Origin of the sequence: Paraglaciecola sp. T6c, from assembly GCF_000014225.1 — a bacterium.
In the GTDB taxonomy this organism is placed as follows: domain Bacteria; phylum Pseudomonadota; class Gammaproteobacteria; order Enterobacterales; family Alteromonadaceae; genus Paraglaciecola; species Paraglaciecola atlantica_A.
Genome location: NC_008228.1, coordinates 3,615,929 through 3,630,180, shown reverse-complemented (window position 1 = coordinate 3,630,180; position 14,252 = coordinate 3,615,929). Strand labels below are relative to the sequence as shown.

The 14,252-nt window shown below is 42.0% G+C and carries 10 protein-coding genes and 1 other RNA gene; 9 read left to right on the top strand and 2 right to left on the bottom strand.

What is annotated here, in order from left to right; genetic code table 11:
• The first annotated feature begins 21 nt into the window (after window positions 1-21).
• The 5 genes from PATL_RS15380 (at window position 22) to hppD (ending at window position 6,721) form a co-directional block, all read left to right on the top strand.
• The gene (locus PATL_RS15380) at window positions 22-1,446 is read left to right on the top strand and encodes a YcjX family protein (protein ID WP_011575758.1); all 1,425 of its coding nucleotides are present in this window, start codon (window positions 22-24) and stop codon (window positions 1,444-1,446) included.
• A complete protein-coding gene (locus PATL_RS15375) occupies window positions 1,443-2,519 on the top strand; it encodes a YcjF family protein (RefSeq protein WP_011575757.1) in 1,077 nt (358 codons plus the stop codon). Before PATL_RS15380 ends, PATL_RS15375 begins: the two co-directional genes overlap by 4 nt.
• A gap of 426 nt (window positions 2,520-2,945) precedes the next feature.
• Entirely contained in the window at window positions 2,946-3,746 is an 801-nt protein-coding gene (gene phhA, locus PATL_RS15370) for a phenylalanine 4-monooxygenase (RefSeq protein ID WP_011575756.1), read from the top strand.
• Window positions 3,747-3,878: 132 nt separating this feature from the next.
• Window positions 3,879-5,435, top strand: a complete 1,557-nt coding sequence (tyrR, locus tag PATL_RS15365) for a transcriptional regulator TyrR (RefSeq protein ID WP_011575755.1) — start codon at window positions 3,879-3,881, stop codon at window positions 5,433-5,435.
• A gap of 203 nt (window positions 5,436-5,638) precedes the next feature.
• Window positions 5,639-6,721: a 4-hydroxyphenylpyruvate dioxygenase gene (gene hppD, locus PATL_RS15360; RefSeq protein WP_011575754.1), complete on the top strand. Its 1,083-nt coding sequence runs from the start codon at window positions 5,639-5,641 to the stop codon at window positions 6,719-6,721.
• Between the two features lie 131 nt (window positions 6,722-6,852).
• Here the strand turns inward: hppD and PATL_RS15355 are convergent, their stop codons facing one another.
• Window positions 6,853-7,320: an Lrp/AsnC family transcriptional regulator gene (locus PATL_RS15355; RefSeq protein ID WP_041714501.1), complete on the bottom strand. Its 468-nt coding sequence runs from the start codon at window positions 7,318-7,320 to the stop codon at window positions 6,853-6,855.
• A gap of 225 nt (window positions 7,321-7,545) precedes the next feature.
• Here PATL_RS15355 and PATL_RS15350 point away from each other — a divergent pair, with 225 nt between their 5' ends.
• Window positions 7,546-8,595 (top strand): Glu/Leu/Phe/Val dehydrogenase dimerization domain-containing protein, encoded by a 1,050-nt coding sequence (locus tag PATL_RS15350; RefSeq protein ID WP_041713941.1) that lies wholly within the window; start codon window positions 7,546-7,548, stop codon window positions 8,593-8,595.
• A gap of 119 nt (window positions 8,596-8,714) precedes the next feature.
• Window positions 8,715-8,811, top strand: an RNA gene (gene ffs / locus PATL_RS22530) — signal recognition particle sRNA small type.
• Window positions 8,812-8,835: 24 nt separating this feature from the next.
• Here ffs and PATL_RS15345 read toward each other — a convergent pair.
• The gene (locus PATL_RS15345) at window positions 8,836-9,102 is read right to left on the bottom strand and encodes a late competence development ComFB family protein (RefSeq protein ID WP_011575751.1); all 267 of its coding nucleotides are present in this window, start codon (window positions 9,100-9,102) and stop codon (window positions 8,836-8,838) included.
• Between the two features lie 496 nt (window positions 9,103-9,598).
• On the opposite strand from PATL_RS15345, the gene PATL_RS15340 reads away from it, so the two are divergent.
• The gene (locus PATL_RS15340) at window positions 9,599-12,499 is read left to right on the top strand and encodes a TonB-dependent receptor domain-containing protein (RefSeq protein ID WP_011575750.1); all 2,901 of its coding nucleotides are present in this window, start codon (window positions 9,599-9,601) and stop codon (window positions 12,497-12,499) included.
• An 89-nt stretch (window positions 12,500-12,588) separates the two neighbouring features.
• Window positions 12,589-14,235: a tetratricopeptide repeat-containing sulfotransferase family protein gene (locus PATL_RS15335; protein WP_011575749.1), complete on the top strand. Its 1,647-nt coding sequence runs from the start codon at window positions 12,589-12,591 to the stop codon at window positions 14,233-14,235.
• The last annotated feature ends 17 nt before the right edge of the window (window positions 14,236-14,252 follow it).

Below are 14,252 nucleotides of genomic sequence, written 5' to 3'. Positions count from 1 at the left end.
TTAGTTTAATAGGATGTCGCAATGAAAAAACTGTTAAATACCAGCCACTTAATCGAGAAAGTGAAGCATAACGTGAAAGTGACTGGGGCACGTATCGCCGATAGGCATCTTAATCTTGCCGTGACCGGTTTGAGTGGCAGTGGCAAAACAGCGTTCATAACCTCGATTGTTAACCAGCTATTAGAAGCAAATGAAACGGCTGAATTAGCCTTTTTCTCAGTGGTGAGAGAAGAGCGCTTGATTGGGGTAAAGCGTGAAGCGCAACCCAATCTTAGTTTAAAACGTTTTGCCTATGAGCAAGCGATGCAAGCGCTGAATGCTTCGCCGCCGACTTGGCCTGAGTCAACGACTGGCATCAGTCAAGTGAGGCTACACATTCGTTATCGCAAAGACTCTGGCCTATCCCGTTACATAAGTGAAGATACTAAGCTCACACTTGATATTACTGATTATCCGGGCGAATGGTTGCTCGACTTACCTTTATTGGAAATGGATTTTTTAGCATGGTCAGAATATTGTGAATCGGAGCTTCAGTCACTGGAGCGTCAAGCACTGGCCAGCGATTTTCTGATAGCCAGGGATGCACTCGATTTAGACGCGGAGGGAGATGAGCTCGGCCTAAAGCACGTTGCCAAACTGTATACTGATTATCTGCATAAGTGTCGCAATGCTGGGTTTCAACTGCTGCAACCTGGGCGTTTTATTCTGCCAGGTGAGTTGGCCGGTGCGCCAGTGTTGGACTTTTTCCCATTATCAGCAACACAGATTGAACGACTCGCACAAAATCGTAAGCGAAAGGGCAGCAATCAAGACTTACTTTTCAGACGCTATGAACACTATCAAGAGCAAGTCGTTAAACCGTTTTATGTAGAGCATTTTAAACGCTTCGATCGCCAAGTTGTATTGGTAGATTGTTTATCTGCGTTAAATAATGGCAAAGCGCATTTTGACGATTTGCAGCGCGCATTGAATTGGCTGCTAACCAGTTTTTCCTATGGAAAATCGAATTTATTATCACGTTTGTTCACACCTAAAATTGATAAACTCATTTTTGCCGCAAGCAAAGCTGATCATGTCACTCCTGATCAGCAAAGTAACTTGGTGAAATTGTTGGACTCCATGCTACACAATGCAAGAAAACAAATGCAATTTGATGGTGTATCCACAGAATCTACAGCAATAGCCGCTATTCGGGCGTCTCGTGCTGGCAGAGCTGAGCATGCGGGGCAAGACATTCAGATTTTGCAAGGCGCAGATGCTGACGGAAAACCTATTCGTTTGTTTCCAGGGGATGTACCAGCAAAGTGCCCCGACGGTCAATTTTGGCGTCAGCAGGGGTTTGATTTTCCCCGCTTCGCACCGCCCGTCAGAGAAGAAAATCATGCATTGCCGCATATCAGAATGGACAGAGTCCTAGAGTTTATTCTTGGAGATAAAATACGATGAGTACGCTTGACAACAATATTGACAAACCAGAGGTTGAAGGTAAGGAAGGCCCTGAGAATATCAAGTCCAAGGTACTTTTACCCTCCCAATCTGAAGAGGTTCCACTCGAACCTATTCGACGCGCCGCGACTATCGATCCTGCTGCAAATTGGCAGGCTTTGGCTCAAGATGAGTATGAATTTGACACTACGCATGATAATGATGTTGATGAAAACACGCCTAAACGTAAACGATGGTTGGTAACGTTTTTCACTATGCTGAGCGTGGTTGTACTGCTTGCAAGCTTTGTAGAGATAGGCCTTTTTATACGCGATATGTATCTAAGCGAAGATTGGCTTAGTGGCATCTGGTTGGCCATTGGTGTGTCCATATTAGCGTTAGTATTTGCTGCTTTGTACAGTGAGTGGCGTGGCTTAAAGCGCCTTAAAAGACAAAGCGCTTCCCGCCAAATCTCTTTGGAGCTTTACGCGACACCCGCAATAGGGCTGGCTAAACAACATTGTTTAGACATTGCTAACACGCTGCCAGCAGGCTACGAAAACGAGGTAGCGTTGTGGCAAAAGAGCATTGATGAGCACCATACCGACACTGAAGTATTGAGCTTGTTTGAACAACAAGTCATCACCAAGGTGGATCAAGCTGCACTGGCTAAGGTGATGCGTAACGCAGGCGCATCAAGCGTGATGATTGCAGTGAGTCCGTTTGCGCTGGTGGATATGGCAATTGTGCTGTGGCGGAATATTCGCATGATGCAACAGGTGAGTGAAGTGTACGGTGTACACTTAGGGTATTGGGGACGCATCGCTTTGATTCGGCAAGTGTTTAAAAATATGCTTTACGCAGGTGCTGCTGAAATCATCTCTGACGCAGGCAATTACGCCCTTGGGGCAAGTATTACTGGCAAGCTGTCCACTCGTATCGCCCAAGGAATGGGGGCGGGGGTACTAACCGCCAGAATTGGTTTAAATGCAATCCATAGTTGTAGGCCTTTACCTTGGCTGTCAGTGAAGCGACCAGGTTTGAATCAGTTAAGTAAGAAAATATTGACAGATTTGCATAAGCAGCTGAAATAAGGGCTTTTTATTTAAGGATTGTGGACCTGTACTGTGATGCACCGCTGCAGCCCGTAAGCCATTTACGGAAGGTGAGTTTGTATGGAGTATGTATAAGTGAGTGGCGTTGCTTCAAAAGCATCCAGCGCAGTATGAGTTGTGCACTAGTGTTATCTAAGGCGCCATTGGTGTGCTTTACTCTTTTTTATACCCCCTAACCATAAAATCTGCAGGTTTGTCTTGAGATTAACCTAGCCTCCATATAAGCCGAAATTCGCACGGATAAGTTAAAACAGATCTACTTTTCTTTAGAGTATGGACAATACTGTTTTGTAGCTTAATGTTTACATTTTGTAATTTTATTGTTGCTAGCTTGTGTCTTCTGATTTAGTCAGTTTTGGGTAGACTTCGTGCGAAGAATGACTCAAATATGGCAGTTTTGTTATTATGACTAAGCAATCTCAATATATCTCACATGATCCTGATGCAAACGGTGTTGTTCATTGGAGTGACTCTGAAAATAAAAGGTGGCAGCGCCTGTTTCATCAGCAAAAAGGCCTGCTAAACGGACGTGCCTGTGATGAATACTTGCAAGGCTTAGCGTTACTTAATTTACCTGAGGATCGCGTGCCGCAACTGGCAGAGGTTAATGCCGTACTGGCAGAGACTACCGGCTGGCAGGTCGTTCAAGTTTCAGCCTTAATTAATTTCGATTCGTTTTTTAAATTACTGGCCAATAAGCAATTCCCTGTCGCGACATTTATTCGCAATGAAGAGGAATTTGATTACTTACAAGAGCCAGATGTTTTTCATGAAATATTTGGTCACTGTCCGTTACTTACCAACCCTGATTTTGCTCATTTTACCCATACCTATGGCAAACTCGGATATGCCGCCTCGCCAAAAGAGCGCCAATATCTAGCGCGCCTTTATTGGTTTACTGTGGAATTTGGTTTAGTGAATACTGATGAAGGAATGCGTATCTATGGTGGGGGAATTTTATCCTCACCTAAAGAGACTCGCTTCGCGCTAGAAAATGCCAGCGCGGAGCGTCGTGAAATGAACCCACTCGTGGTGATGCGTACGCCTTATCGTATTGATATTATTCAACCTATATATTTTGTCATCGACTCGCTTTCATCACTATTTGATTTAGCTAACACAGATATTATGGCGTTAGTAGAGCAGGGACGGCAATTAGGTTTATATCCCGCTATGTTTGAGCAAAAGAGTAGCGTGACTAGCTAGCAACACTTACATTTCGTAACAATCTGCAGAGAATTTACTCACCTAAAGGCACATCTGGATAGTTTTATGTGGTGTGTTGCTGCGTGACTTTGTGTAATATTATCTTTACATTAATTAAAATTAAGAATTGCTATGCGTCTGGAAATAAGCTGTCAGGACCGTCTGGGGATCACGCAAGATGTCCTCGATATTTTGGTCAGTCATGAGGTCGACTTACGCGGTATTGAAATCAATGAAATGGGTAAAATTTACCTAAGTTTCCCAAATATGGATTTCGAGCACTTCCAACATCTGATGCCAAAAATTAGAAAGATAGCAGGTATCGATGATGTGAAAACTATTCCTTTTATGCCCCTCGAACGGGAGCAAAATCAGTTACGCGCACTTCTACAAACCTTACCAGACCCTGTATTTTCCGTTGATACCAAAGGGCGGATTTTGCTTATTAATGATGCGGTTACAGCGAGTTTAGAAACCGAGCGTGAAGCACTGATCGGTGTTGATATCGATGAGTTAGTGAAAGGGTTCAATACACTGCGCTGGTTAGAAAGTAAGAAGATTGCCAGCCTTACGCAGAAGGTACGCTTCATTGAGCAAAATTACTTAGCCGATATCTTACCCGTTATGGTGCCTGATTCTGGAGGCGACCCTATTTTAGCTGGAGCAGTATTTATGCTTAAGTCAGAACAGCGCCTAGGACAGCAATTAACCGTATTTCACGAGGCGTCACTTGACAGTTTTATGTCGATTCAAGCCTCGAGCAAGGTGATGAAAAAAGTGGTTCGTGAGGCTAAGCGGATGGCTGAGCTTGATGGCCCAATTATATTGTACGGCGAAACAGGCACAGGCAAAGAGTTAATCGCCCATGCCTGTCACGAAGCAAGTCGAAGAAAAGACGCCAGTTTTTTAGTGTTAAATTGTGCTTCGCTGCCTGACAACGTAGCTGAAACTGAGCTATTTGGATATGCCGCCGGCGCCTTTGGGCAAAGTACAGGGAAAGAAGGGTTACTTGAACTTGCACAGGGTGGAAGTTTATTCCTTGATGAAGTCGGGGATATGTCGCCTCAACTACAAGCGAAGTTACTACGCGTGCTTCAAGATGGAAAGTTTAGGCGCGTTGGAGATACTAAAGAAGTAAAAGTAGATGTCAGGTTTATTTGCACAACGCAAAAAGACCTCGCTCAGTTAGTCCAAGAGGGACGTTTTCGAGAGGACTTATATTACCGTTTAAATGTGCTCAGTTTGGGAATTCCGCCATTGCGTGAACGTAAAATGGACATCATTCCTTTAGCGGAAACCTTTTTGAAGCAGCACAGCCTGACGCTGGGTCGTAAAGTCCCTAAATTAACCAAATCCTGTGTCGATTATATTCAAGCCTATCCTTGGTTTGGCAATGTGCGTCAATTAGAGAATGTGCTCTATCGGGCGGTCTCTTTGCTGGAAGGCAATGAGCTTGGAAAGGAGCATATTCAAATCCCTTCGAGTGCCAATGCCATGAGTTTTGTGACCGAAGACTTCGATGGTAGTTTAGACGAAGAAGTAAAACGCTTTGAAAAAAGTATTTTACAGCGGCTTTACCCGAGTTACCCCAGCTCAAGGCTTTTAGCAAAAAAACTGGGTCTTAGTCATACCGCTATTGCGAATAAGCTTCGTGATTATGGAATAAATAAAAAGTCCGTAAAGATATAACTACAACTCTGTAGCGTTAAGTTGACAAGCTCATACTTAATATTGGCGATTCTGACCGCTTGAAGCGAGCAAAAAATGTAATGTAAAGTTTATGTTACTTTTTGTTCGTTTCGTTTGTTTTAACTGATCACTTTTTTCCTCTATTCACCACTTCGTTTTTACGCTCTATTAGTGCCTTATCGACAAACAATAACGAGAAAATTATGTGTCCAGATACGCACTACAATCCATTAAATACCGATGGTTTCGAATTCGTCGAATATACCGCAGCCGATGAAAAAGGAATAAAGGATTTAGCTGATTTGTTTAGCTCTTTAGGGTTTGCTGAGGTAGCAAAACACAGATCAAAGCGTGTTTGGTTGTATAAGCAGGGAGACATTAACTTCATTATTAACGCTGAACATGCTTCGCAAGCACAGGAGTTCGCTAGGTTGCGCGGTCCTAGTGTGTGCGGTATGGCATTTAGAGTAAAAGACGGCAAGGTAGCGTTCGAACACGCGCTTGAGAACGGCGCAAAAGCATTTGTTGGGAACTTAGGAGCTATGGAGCTGAATATTCCTGCGGTCTATGGCATAGGCGAGAGTACACTTTACTTTGTTGATCGCTATGGTGATGATTCTATTTATGAGGTGGATTTTCGCTTTTACCCCAACTGGCGTGAGAAGATGAAAGAGTGTGACGCTGGTCTTTTGACTCTGGATCACCTAACGCACAATGTGAAACGCGGCAACATGGTAGTGTGGGCAAACTTCTATGAACGGTTAGGTAATTTTAGAGAAGTTCGTCATTTTGATATCGAAGGGAAATTAACCGGTCTGGTGAGCAGGGCTATGACATCGCCTTGCGGAAAAATTCGTATTCCAATAAACGAATCTTCTGACGATAAATCCCAAATTGAAGAGTTTATTCGTGAGTACAATGGAGAGGGTATTCAGCATATCGCGCTCTGTACTAATGATATTTATCAGACGGTTAAAACCTTACGCAATGTAGGTGTAAACTTTATGGATACTCCCGACACCTATTATGAAGGCGTTGACGCTCGCGTTGCTGGAAACGGTGAGAACTTGGCTGACTTACAAAGCTTAAAACTCTTAATTGATGGCGCACCAATGAGAGACGGCATTTTGCTACAGATTTTCACTGATACGGTTATCGGACCTGTTTTTTTTGAGATAATTCAGAGAAAAGGGAACGAGGGGTTCGGGGAAGGGAACTTCAAAGCGCTATTTGAATCGATTGAGCAAGACCAGATACGTCGCGGTGTTATCGATCAAGATCGTTAATCAAATAAGGCTAATAGTCATTGGCGCCGCAGTTCGCAATATGCCAGTTTAATTTTAAGTTGATATGTCTGCGTGAGCTAATGTTTAAACTAGTAATGAAGCAGGCTTAACCTGCTTAAATACTTCCCATGTTACTGCTGTTTGATCGGTAACTCTGTGGTGTTTTTCACTTGCTTTAAAGCAAAGGTTGAACTGAGGTGATCCACTAAAGGTAGATGAGTCAATGTAGACTTGAGTAAGTGTTCGTATTCTTCGATGCTCTCGACAATCACTTTTAATAAATAATCTTTATCACCACTGGTGGTGTGACACTCAACTATTTCATCTATATTTTGTACCGCTTTTTCGAAATCATTTAATGATTCCCCATCGTGATTTTTCAGCGTCACGTATATAAATACAGATACACCCAGGTTGAGTTTTTTGCTGTTGAGTAAAGTCACTTTTTGCAAAATAATGCCGTCAGCTTCCATTCTTTTAACTCGGCGCCAACATGGAGTATGGGAAAGTCCAACTTTTTGACTTAACTCAGCCATAGAAACGGTGGCATCTTTTTGCATCACTCTTAAAATTTCGCGGTCGAACTTGTCCAATTTCATCATTAATTTTCAATTTTTAGCGAAGTAAAATTCGCGGCTAGCATGCTGAATATTTCTATCATTTTCAAGCACGAATATTAGGATATATATCCTATATTAACTACCGGATAATGACCACTGTTGCAAGGTAGTAATTCTGTCACATTAACATCGCAAGGCATGTCCTCTTTGATTTGCGCTAGTATAGCGACAAGTTTCGTTAACCTTACTCAGAGTATTATTAGAATGTCTGTTTTTGACCATATCGAATTTGATGAACACGAGCACGTCGCTTTCTGCCACGATAAAAAGACCGGATTAAAAGCTATTATTGCCGTGCACAATAGTCATTTAGGTCCCGCTCTTGGTGGCTGTAGGATGTGGCCATATGCTAATTCGGATGAGGCACTGAACGATGTGCTTAGATTGTCAAAAGGCATGACCTACAAAGCGGCGATGGCCAATCTAAACCAGGGTGGCGGTAAAGCCGTTATTCTTGGGGACCCTCGCATGCATAAAACAGCTGATATGATGCGTGCTATGGGCCGCTTTGTGGAAAGCTTAAGTGGTAAATACATCAGTGCAGAAGATTCGGGCATGTCAGTCGCTGATCTACAAATCATGGCTGAGGAAACCACACATGTTTCAGGTACCAAAGCCACCTACCATTTTGCAGGAGAGGAAGCAGACGGAAACCCCGCGCCCTCAACCGCTTATGGCGTATTCACAGGTGTTAAAGCGTCTGTTAAATATCACTTTGGCTCTGATTTACAGGGTAAGAAAGTCGCTATTCAGGGACTAGGGCATGTTGGGTACAGGCTTGCGGAACACTTGCACCGGGAGGGGGCTGAACTATTTGTTGCTGATATTTACCCTGAAGGGGTAAATCGAGCGAAAGAAAAATTAAATGCGACTATAGTATCACCCGATGAAATTCTTACATTAGATGTGGATGTGGTCGCCCCTTGTGCAATGGGCGCTACTATTAACCGTCAGTCGATTAATACGCTAAAAGCAAAGGTCATTGCAGGAGCCGCAAATAATCAATTGGCGTCGGAAGATTTAGGTGAATTGCTTAAAGATAAGGGGATCTTGTATGCCCCTGACTACGTTATTAATGCTGGAGGGATCATCGATATTTACCATCAAAAGATGTTGAGTTCTAATGAAGCATTAAAAACGCACTTGGAAAAAATTGGCGCAACACTAATGGAAGTATATACACGTGCCGATGAACAAAACTTAGCCACTAATAGGGTCGCTAACACTATTGCAGAAGAAAAATTCAAAAAATAGTGGCAAAAAAGTCCTTATATCAAGGATGTGGCTTGCATCTAAATCTAGTTTTGTCATAATGCGCCGCCTAACTGATGTAGAGCAACTTTATATCATTTAGGCAAGTTTCTATGGTGGTTCTTTGGTCCCTCCGCAATGATACTCTGTGAACTCGGTCAGGCCTGGAAGGGAGCAGCCGCAGCAGACGACTCATGTGCCGGAATGTGGCTGGAGAACCGCCACCCAATTCCCCGCATCAACTTATTTATTGTCTTTCTTATCTAAGAATTGAATGGCTTTATTCACGGCGTCCTGTGTATTCATCTCCATTTGCTGACGTTCGCTCTGCGCCAAATAAAAAGACATGTCTACTTCGTAACGTATATACCTAGGTGGCAGCTGGTTCAGTGCTAAACAACATAAATCTGCTATGTAGTCCTCGTCCTGGGACAAAGGCAACTTTAACTTTGCAATGTGTTCAAGCACCAAGTGCTCGTAATAATTATGTATGTCATCATCAAGCTTCATCCTAATTGTTCCTGTGTTGCTTAAATAATTGATCTCGCGCGCACTTTTTAGCTCAGGTGCGTGTCAGAACAAAGTCAGCATAAACCAACACGAAAAATATGAAAGTCTTTGTTTCAGAGCTTTACACTTTTAACCTTTTGATAAAACGTTTAATCGCCTAGACGAATAAATGTTGTCACTTTTCCTTTGATGCCTTTCTCTAGCTAAACTTTTAATTATTTTTAACATCGCTTATAAAATTTAGTCTTGAACGTGTATTCGCAGTTATATAAGTGTCAGGAGAACAGGTCAAACGTTGTGTATTGTAAATATAAATTTACTTTTACCGCCCTATATTGGTATTTCGTTCATAACTTTTGAGTATTAGATGTTCTAAAGCATTGACCTAGGCAAGTTTGTTTGGATACTATTCAGATGAGGTTCACTACCTTTATTTAATAAAAAATCGCATTAGCGAATAAACACTAAACACATATAGTGGTCCAGGGAGACATACATGTTTACAAACTCAAAGTTGACGAAGTCGATTCGTCTTGCTATGGCTGTTGGTACAGTTGCAGCTATTTCATCTAGTAATGTTTACGCACAAGAGGCTGCAAGCGCTGCGGAAGACGCAGCCGTTGAAAAAATTCAAGTTACAGGTTCACGCATTCAACGCGCTAACATGGTTAGCGCTAGCCCAGTTACTGAAATTTCAGCTGCTGATATCAAAGTAAGTGGTATTACTCGCGTAGAAGATATATTAAATGATATGCCAGCAGTGTTTGCTGGACAAACTTCAGGTACAGCTAACGGGGCTACCGGTACTGCTACTATTGACTTACGTAACCTTGGTCCTGAGCGTACACTAGTTCTACAAAACGGTCGCCGTTTACCATCTGGTTCACCTTCTGCTGGTGGTATCAGCGCGGATGTTAACCAAATTCCAGCTGCATTAATTGAGCGAATCGAAGTACTAACAGGTGGTTCCTCTGCTACTTATGGCTCAGACGCGGTTGCAGGCGTAGTTAACTTTATTCTTAAAGATGACTTCGAAGGTTTCTCCTTTGATTATCAACACAGTTTTTACCAACACGATAATGATAACTCTGGTATTCAAGACCTAGTATCAGGCTCTGGTTTCCCAGTTGCCAGCGGCAGCGTTGATGATGGTAATGCGAACGACTTCTCATTCTTGTTTGGTGCAAACACTGATGACGGTCGAGGAAACGTTACCATGTATGGTACTTTCCGTGACATTCAAGCCGTGGTTCAGTCATCACGTGATTACAGTTCTTGTGCAATAAACGGCTCACCAGATGCAATGGGATGTGGTGGTTCAAGTACTACTCCTTTAGGTCGTTTTACCGATTTTGACACATTTAACTATCAATTAAGCGGCGAAGAGTTTGTGCCGTTTACTGACCTGTATAACTATGGTCCTTTAAACTACTTCCAACGCCCAGATGAGCGTAAAACGTTTGGTGCGACCAGTCATTATGAGATTAATGAGCATGTAGAAGTGTACGCAGAGTTAAGTTACATGGATGATCGCAGCGTTGCGCAAATCGCTCCATCTGGTAACTTCTTTAGCACTGACCGTTTATACTGTGGTAACCCTTATCTTTCAGATTCTCAATTCGATCTAACATGTGGCGCTGCAGGTTTAACTGATGAAGATTATTATGAAGGCTTTTATATTGGCCGTCGTAATGTTGAAGGCGGCCCTCGTCAAGATGATCTTCGCCATACTTCATTACGTGGGGTACTAGGTGTTCGCGGTATTATCGATGACAACTGGTCCTATGACGTATTTGCTAATTACGGAACAGTTTCTTACCTCGAAACGTACCGTAATGAACTATCTGTTGATCATATGAAAAAAGCGTTAGACGCTCGAATTGATCCTGATTCAGGCGACATTGTGTGTGCATCAGTCCTAGATGGAAGCGATCCTAGCTGTGTAACGTGGAATATTTTCAGCGAAGGTGGAGTCACAGACGAAGCATTAGCTTATTTAATTAAGCCGCTTTACTCTCGCGGTGATACTAAATCAACGCAAGTGAGTGGTTATGTAACGGGTGATTTGACTGACTCAGGTATTGTTGTTCCGGGTACATCAACGGGTGTTGGTGTTGTCGCTGGTGTTGAATATCGTAAAGAACAACTAATTCTTGAGCCTGATTTTGGTTTCACATCTGGTGACGGTGCAGGTCAAGGTGGACCAACTGCGGGTGTACGTGGTGACTTCAGTGTTAAAGAAATCTTCGGCGAGTTGAACGTTCCTTTACTAGAAGGAAAAGAGTTTGCTGAAGAGCTGACGTTAGAGCTTGCTTATCGTTATTCTGATTACTCAACAGACAAAACAACGAATACTTACAAGTATGCATTGAACTGGGGTATTAACGAGCAAGCACGCGTTCGGGCCAGCTTCCAACGCGCTGTTAGAGCCGGCAACATACGTGAGTTGTTCCGTCCTTCTTCCCTAGGTTTGTTCAACATGGATATCGATCCATGTGGAGTAGGCGGAGACTTTACATTGGCCCAGTGTCTAAATACTGGCCTCACAGAGGCGCAGTATCAGACTAGTGCTTTAGAAAGCCCTGCTGGCCAGTACAATAGTATCACTGGTGGTAATACTGAAGTGAACCCAGAAGAATCAGATACGTTCTCTTTCGGTGTTGCTTTATCGCCTGATTTCTTACCAGGTTTCACACTTAATATCGATTACTTCAAAATTGAAGTTGAAGACGCAATTGATTCAATTCCTGAGACCACAATACTCCAACTATGTGGTGATACGGGCAATGCTGCTTACTGTGATTTGATTAATCGTGGACCTAACGGAAACTTATGGGTTGGTACTTCATCAATTACAGCAACTGATCTTAACATTGGTTATCTTAAGACTGAAGGCGTTGACTTTGACGCTAACTACGAGATGGACTTAGGTGAAGGTGGCGAGCTTAGACTTGGCTTTATCGCAACCTTACTTGATTCGTTGGCTACACAATCGATTCCTGGTGGCGACGTCGACGAGTGTGCTGGTTACTGGGACCGTACGGTATGTGGACAGCCGACCCCAGAATGGCGTCATAATTTGAAAGCGACTTGGGTTTCACCTTGGGACGTGAATGTGACGGCTACTTGGAGACATATGTCTGAAGTCAATGAGTACGAAGGTGTTGGACAAGAAGATGGTCCAGGTAAAATTGATGCTCAAAACTATCTTGATTTGAGTGCTAACTGGCAAGCGCATGAGAATGTTAATTTACGTGTTGGTGTAAATAACATTTTAGACCGCGATCCACCTATCATTGTTAACGCCCCTTCTGGTACGGGCAATGGTAATACTTTCCCTGGATTCTACGATGCTTTAGGTCGTTATGTATTCGGTGGCGTTACAGTAACGTTCTAATTACTGATTTACCGTTTAAAAGGTCGGCTTATATGCCGACCTTTTTTTTGACATTTTAAATATTTAGAGTTTTTAAAACGAGAATAGATTTGCAAAATGTAGGATTGGAAAAAATAGTTGGCTTATTTGAATTGCTTAAGTTCGACGAGGCGGAAGAAAGTTGTTTAGCCTTGTTAGAGCAGAGTAATGTTGAAAAAGAATCGTTATATATCATCCTCCTAGAGATATCAAAAAGGCGAAAAGATGACGCACTTACTTTTCGATACCTTGAGATTCTTATTGAACTCAATAATAAGAAAACGTGTTTCTATTACGAGAAGGCGGAACTTTGTTACAAGAGGGGAATGATAAAGGAAGGCATATCCTGCTACGAGAAGTTAATTGCTAGAAGGCCTGACTATGCAAATGCAAGATATAACTTCGCTATATATTTAAAGAGATGCGGTGAGCCTAATCGAGCATTAGAAAGTTATCGTGTGGCGCTATCGTTAAATATCGATAATCCAAGCGAAGTTTATTTAAATATGGGAGTGATATACGCAGGAATTAACGATGCTGATAATGCGATTGAACATTATTTCAAAGCTCTGAAAGCTAACAAAAGTTATCTACCCGCTATGTATAATTTGGGGGGGATATACGAAGAGCTAGGAGAAAAAAATCAAGCTGCTGAACAGTATTTGAAAATTTGTAGCCTTGAACCTGACAATATTAAAGCACTTACAAGATTATTATATCTAAAAGGTGATCAAGCGTTAGGTAGCGAAGAGCTTCAGAGGCTCGAATCTGTCCTAAGAAGGTCAAGTACAAATATTTCAAATATTGAATTAGAAGCTTCTTATTTTGCTTTAGGTCATAGCCATGATGTAGGTAGAGATTACCCTAAAGCTTTCTATTATTTTACGCTTGCAAATGATCTAGGAAGCAGGCGTGTAGATAAATATTTACCAATTCGGACTGAAAACGAAACAATAAAAATTCTTTCACATTTCACTGAGCTTTGGCGCGAAAAAAATCAACTTGATAATGATTTCGCTCCAATATTTGTATGTGGCATGTTTAGAAGCGGTTCAACTTTAATTGAAAGCTTATTATCAGAACATCCCCATGTAGTACCGGGCGGAGAGCTTAACTTTTTACACCAATCAATTCGAAATTTGGAAGCTGACATTACAAATTTAGGCAAACCAGAGCTCAAAATAATTTCAGAAAATTATCGAAATCTTGTCTCAAAGGCAAACATACAGAATGGATTAGTAGTGGATAAACGTCCAGATAACTTTAAATATATTGGCTTAATTAAAGCTATTTTTCCAAACGCTAAAATCATCTGTACTGATAGGAATACCATAGATACTTGCTTATCTGTGTACTTTCAACAATTGGATTCATCATTGGGATACGCTGTTAAACTTGAGTACATTGCACACTATTATCAAGAATATAAAAAGCTTTTACGCCATTGGCAGAATCTTTTCCCAAATGATATTTACGTAGCTGACTATGAGCGTCTCGTCGACTTTCCTATGGAGGTGTGTAATGAAGTGTTCGAACACTGCAATTTGGTTTGGGATGACGATTACTTAGACTTTTATAACAGTAATAGATTAGTTAAGACCGCTAGCATATGGCAAGTTAGGAAACCTCTAAAAAGGGGCGTTTCGAGAAGTCAAAACTACAAATCTGAAATACATCATATTAAAGCTTTCGAGGGTTTTAATTCTACAGGCCAATAGAATGAGACTAATTTGAA

Excerpts from the sequence above, each read along its gene's own strand:
- PATL_RS15380 (WP_011575758.1), top strand. The coding sequence starts at position 22 with ATGAAAAAACTGTTAAATACCAGCCACTTAATCGAGAAAGTGAAGCAT.
- PATL_RS15375 (WP_011575757.1), top strand. The coding sequence starts at position 1,443 with ATGAGTACGCTTGACAACAATATTGACAAACCAGAGGTTGAAGGTAAG.
- phhA (WP_011575756.1), top strand. The coding sequence starts at position 2,946 with ATGACTAAGCAATCTCAATATATCTCACATGATCCTGATGCAAACGGT.
- tyrR (WP_011575755.1), top strand. The coding sequence starts at position 3,879 with ATGCGTCTGGAAATAAGCTGTCAGGACCGTCTGGGGATCACGCAAGAT.
- hppD (WP_011575754.1), top strand. The coding sequence starts at position 5,639 with ATGTGTCCAGATACGCACTACAATCCATTAAATACCGATGGTTTCGAA.
- PATL_RS15355 (WP_041714501.1), bottom strand. The coding sequence starts at position 7,320 with ATGAAATTGGACAAGTTCGACCGCGAAATTTTAAGAGTGATGCAAAAA.
- PATL_RS15350 (WP_041713941.1), top strand. The coding sequence starts at position 7,546 with ATGTCTGTTTTTGACCATATCGAATTTGATGAACACGAGCACGTCGCT.
- PATL_RS15345 (WP_011575751.1), bottom strand. The coding sequence starts at position 9,102 with ATGAAGCTTGATGATGACATACATAATTATTACGAGCACTTGGTGCTT.
- PATL_RS15340 (WP_011575750.1), top strand. The coding sequence starts at position 9,599 with ATGTTTACAAACTCAAAGTTGACGAAGTCGATTCGTCTTGCTATGGCT.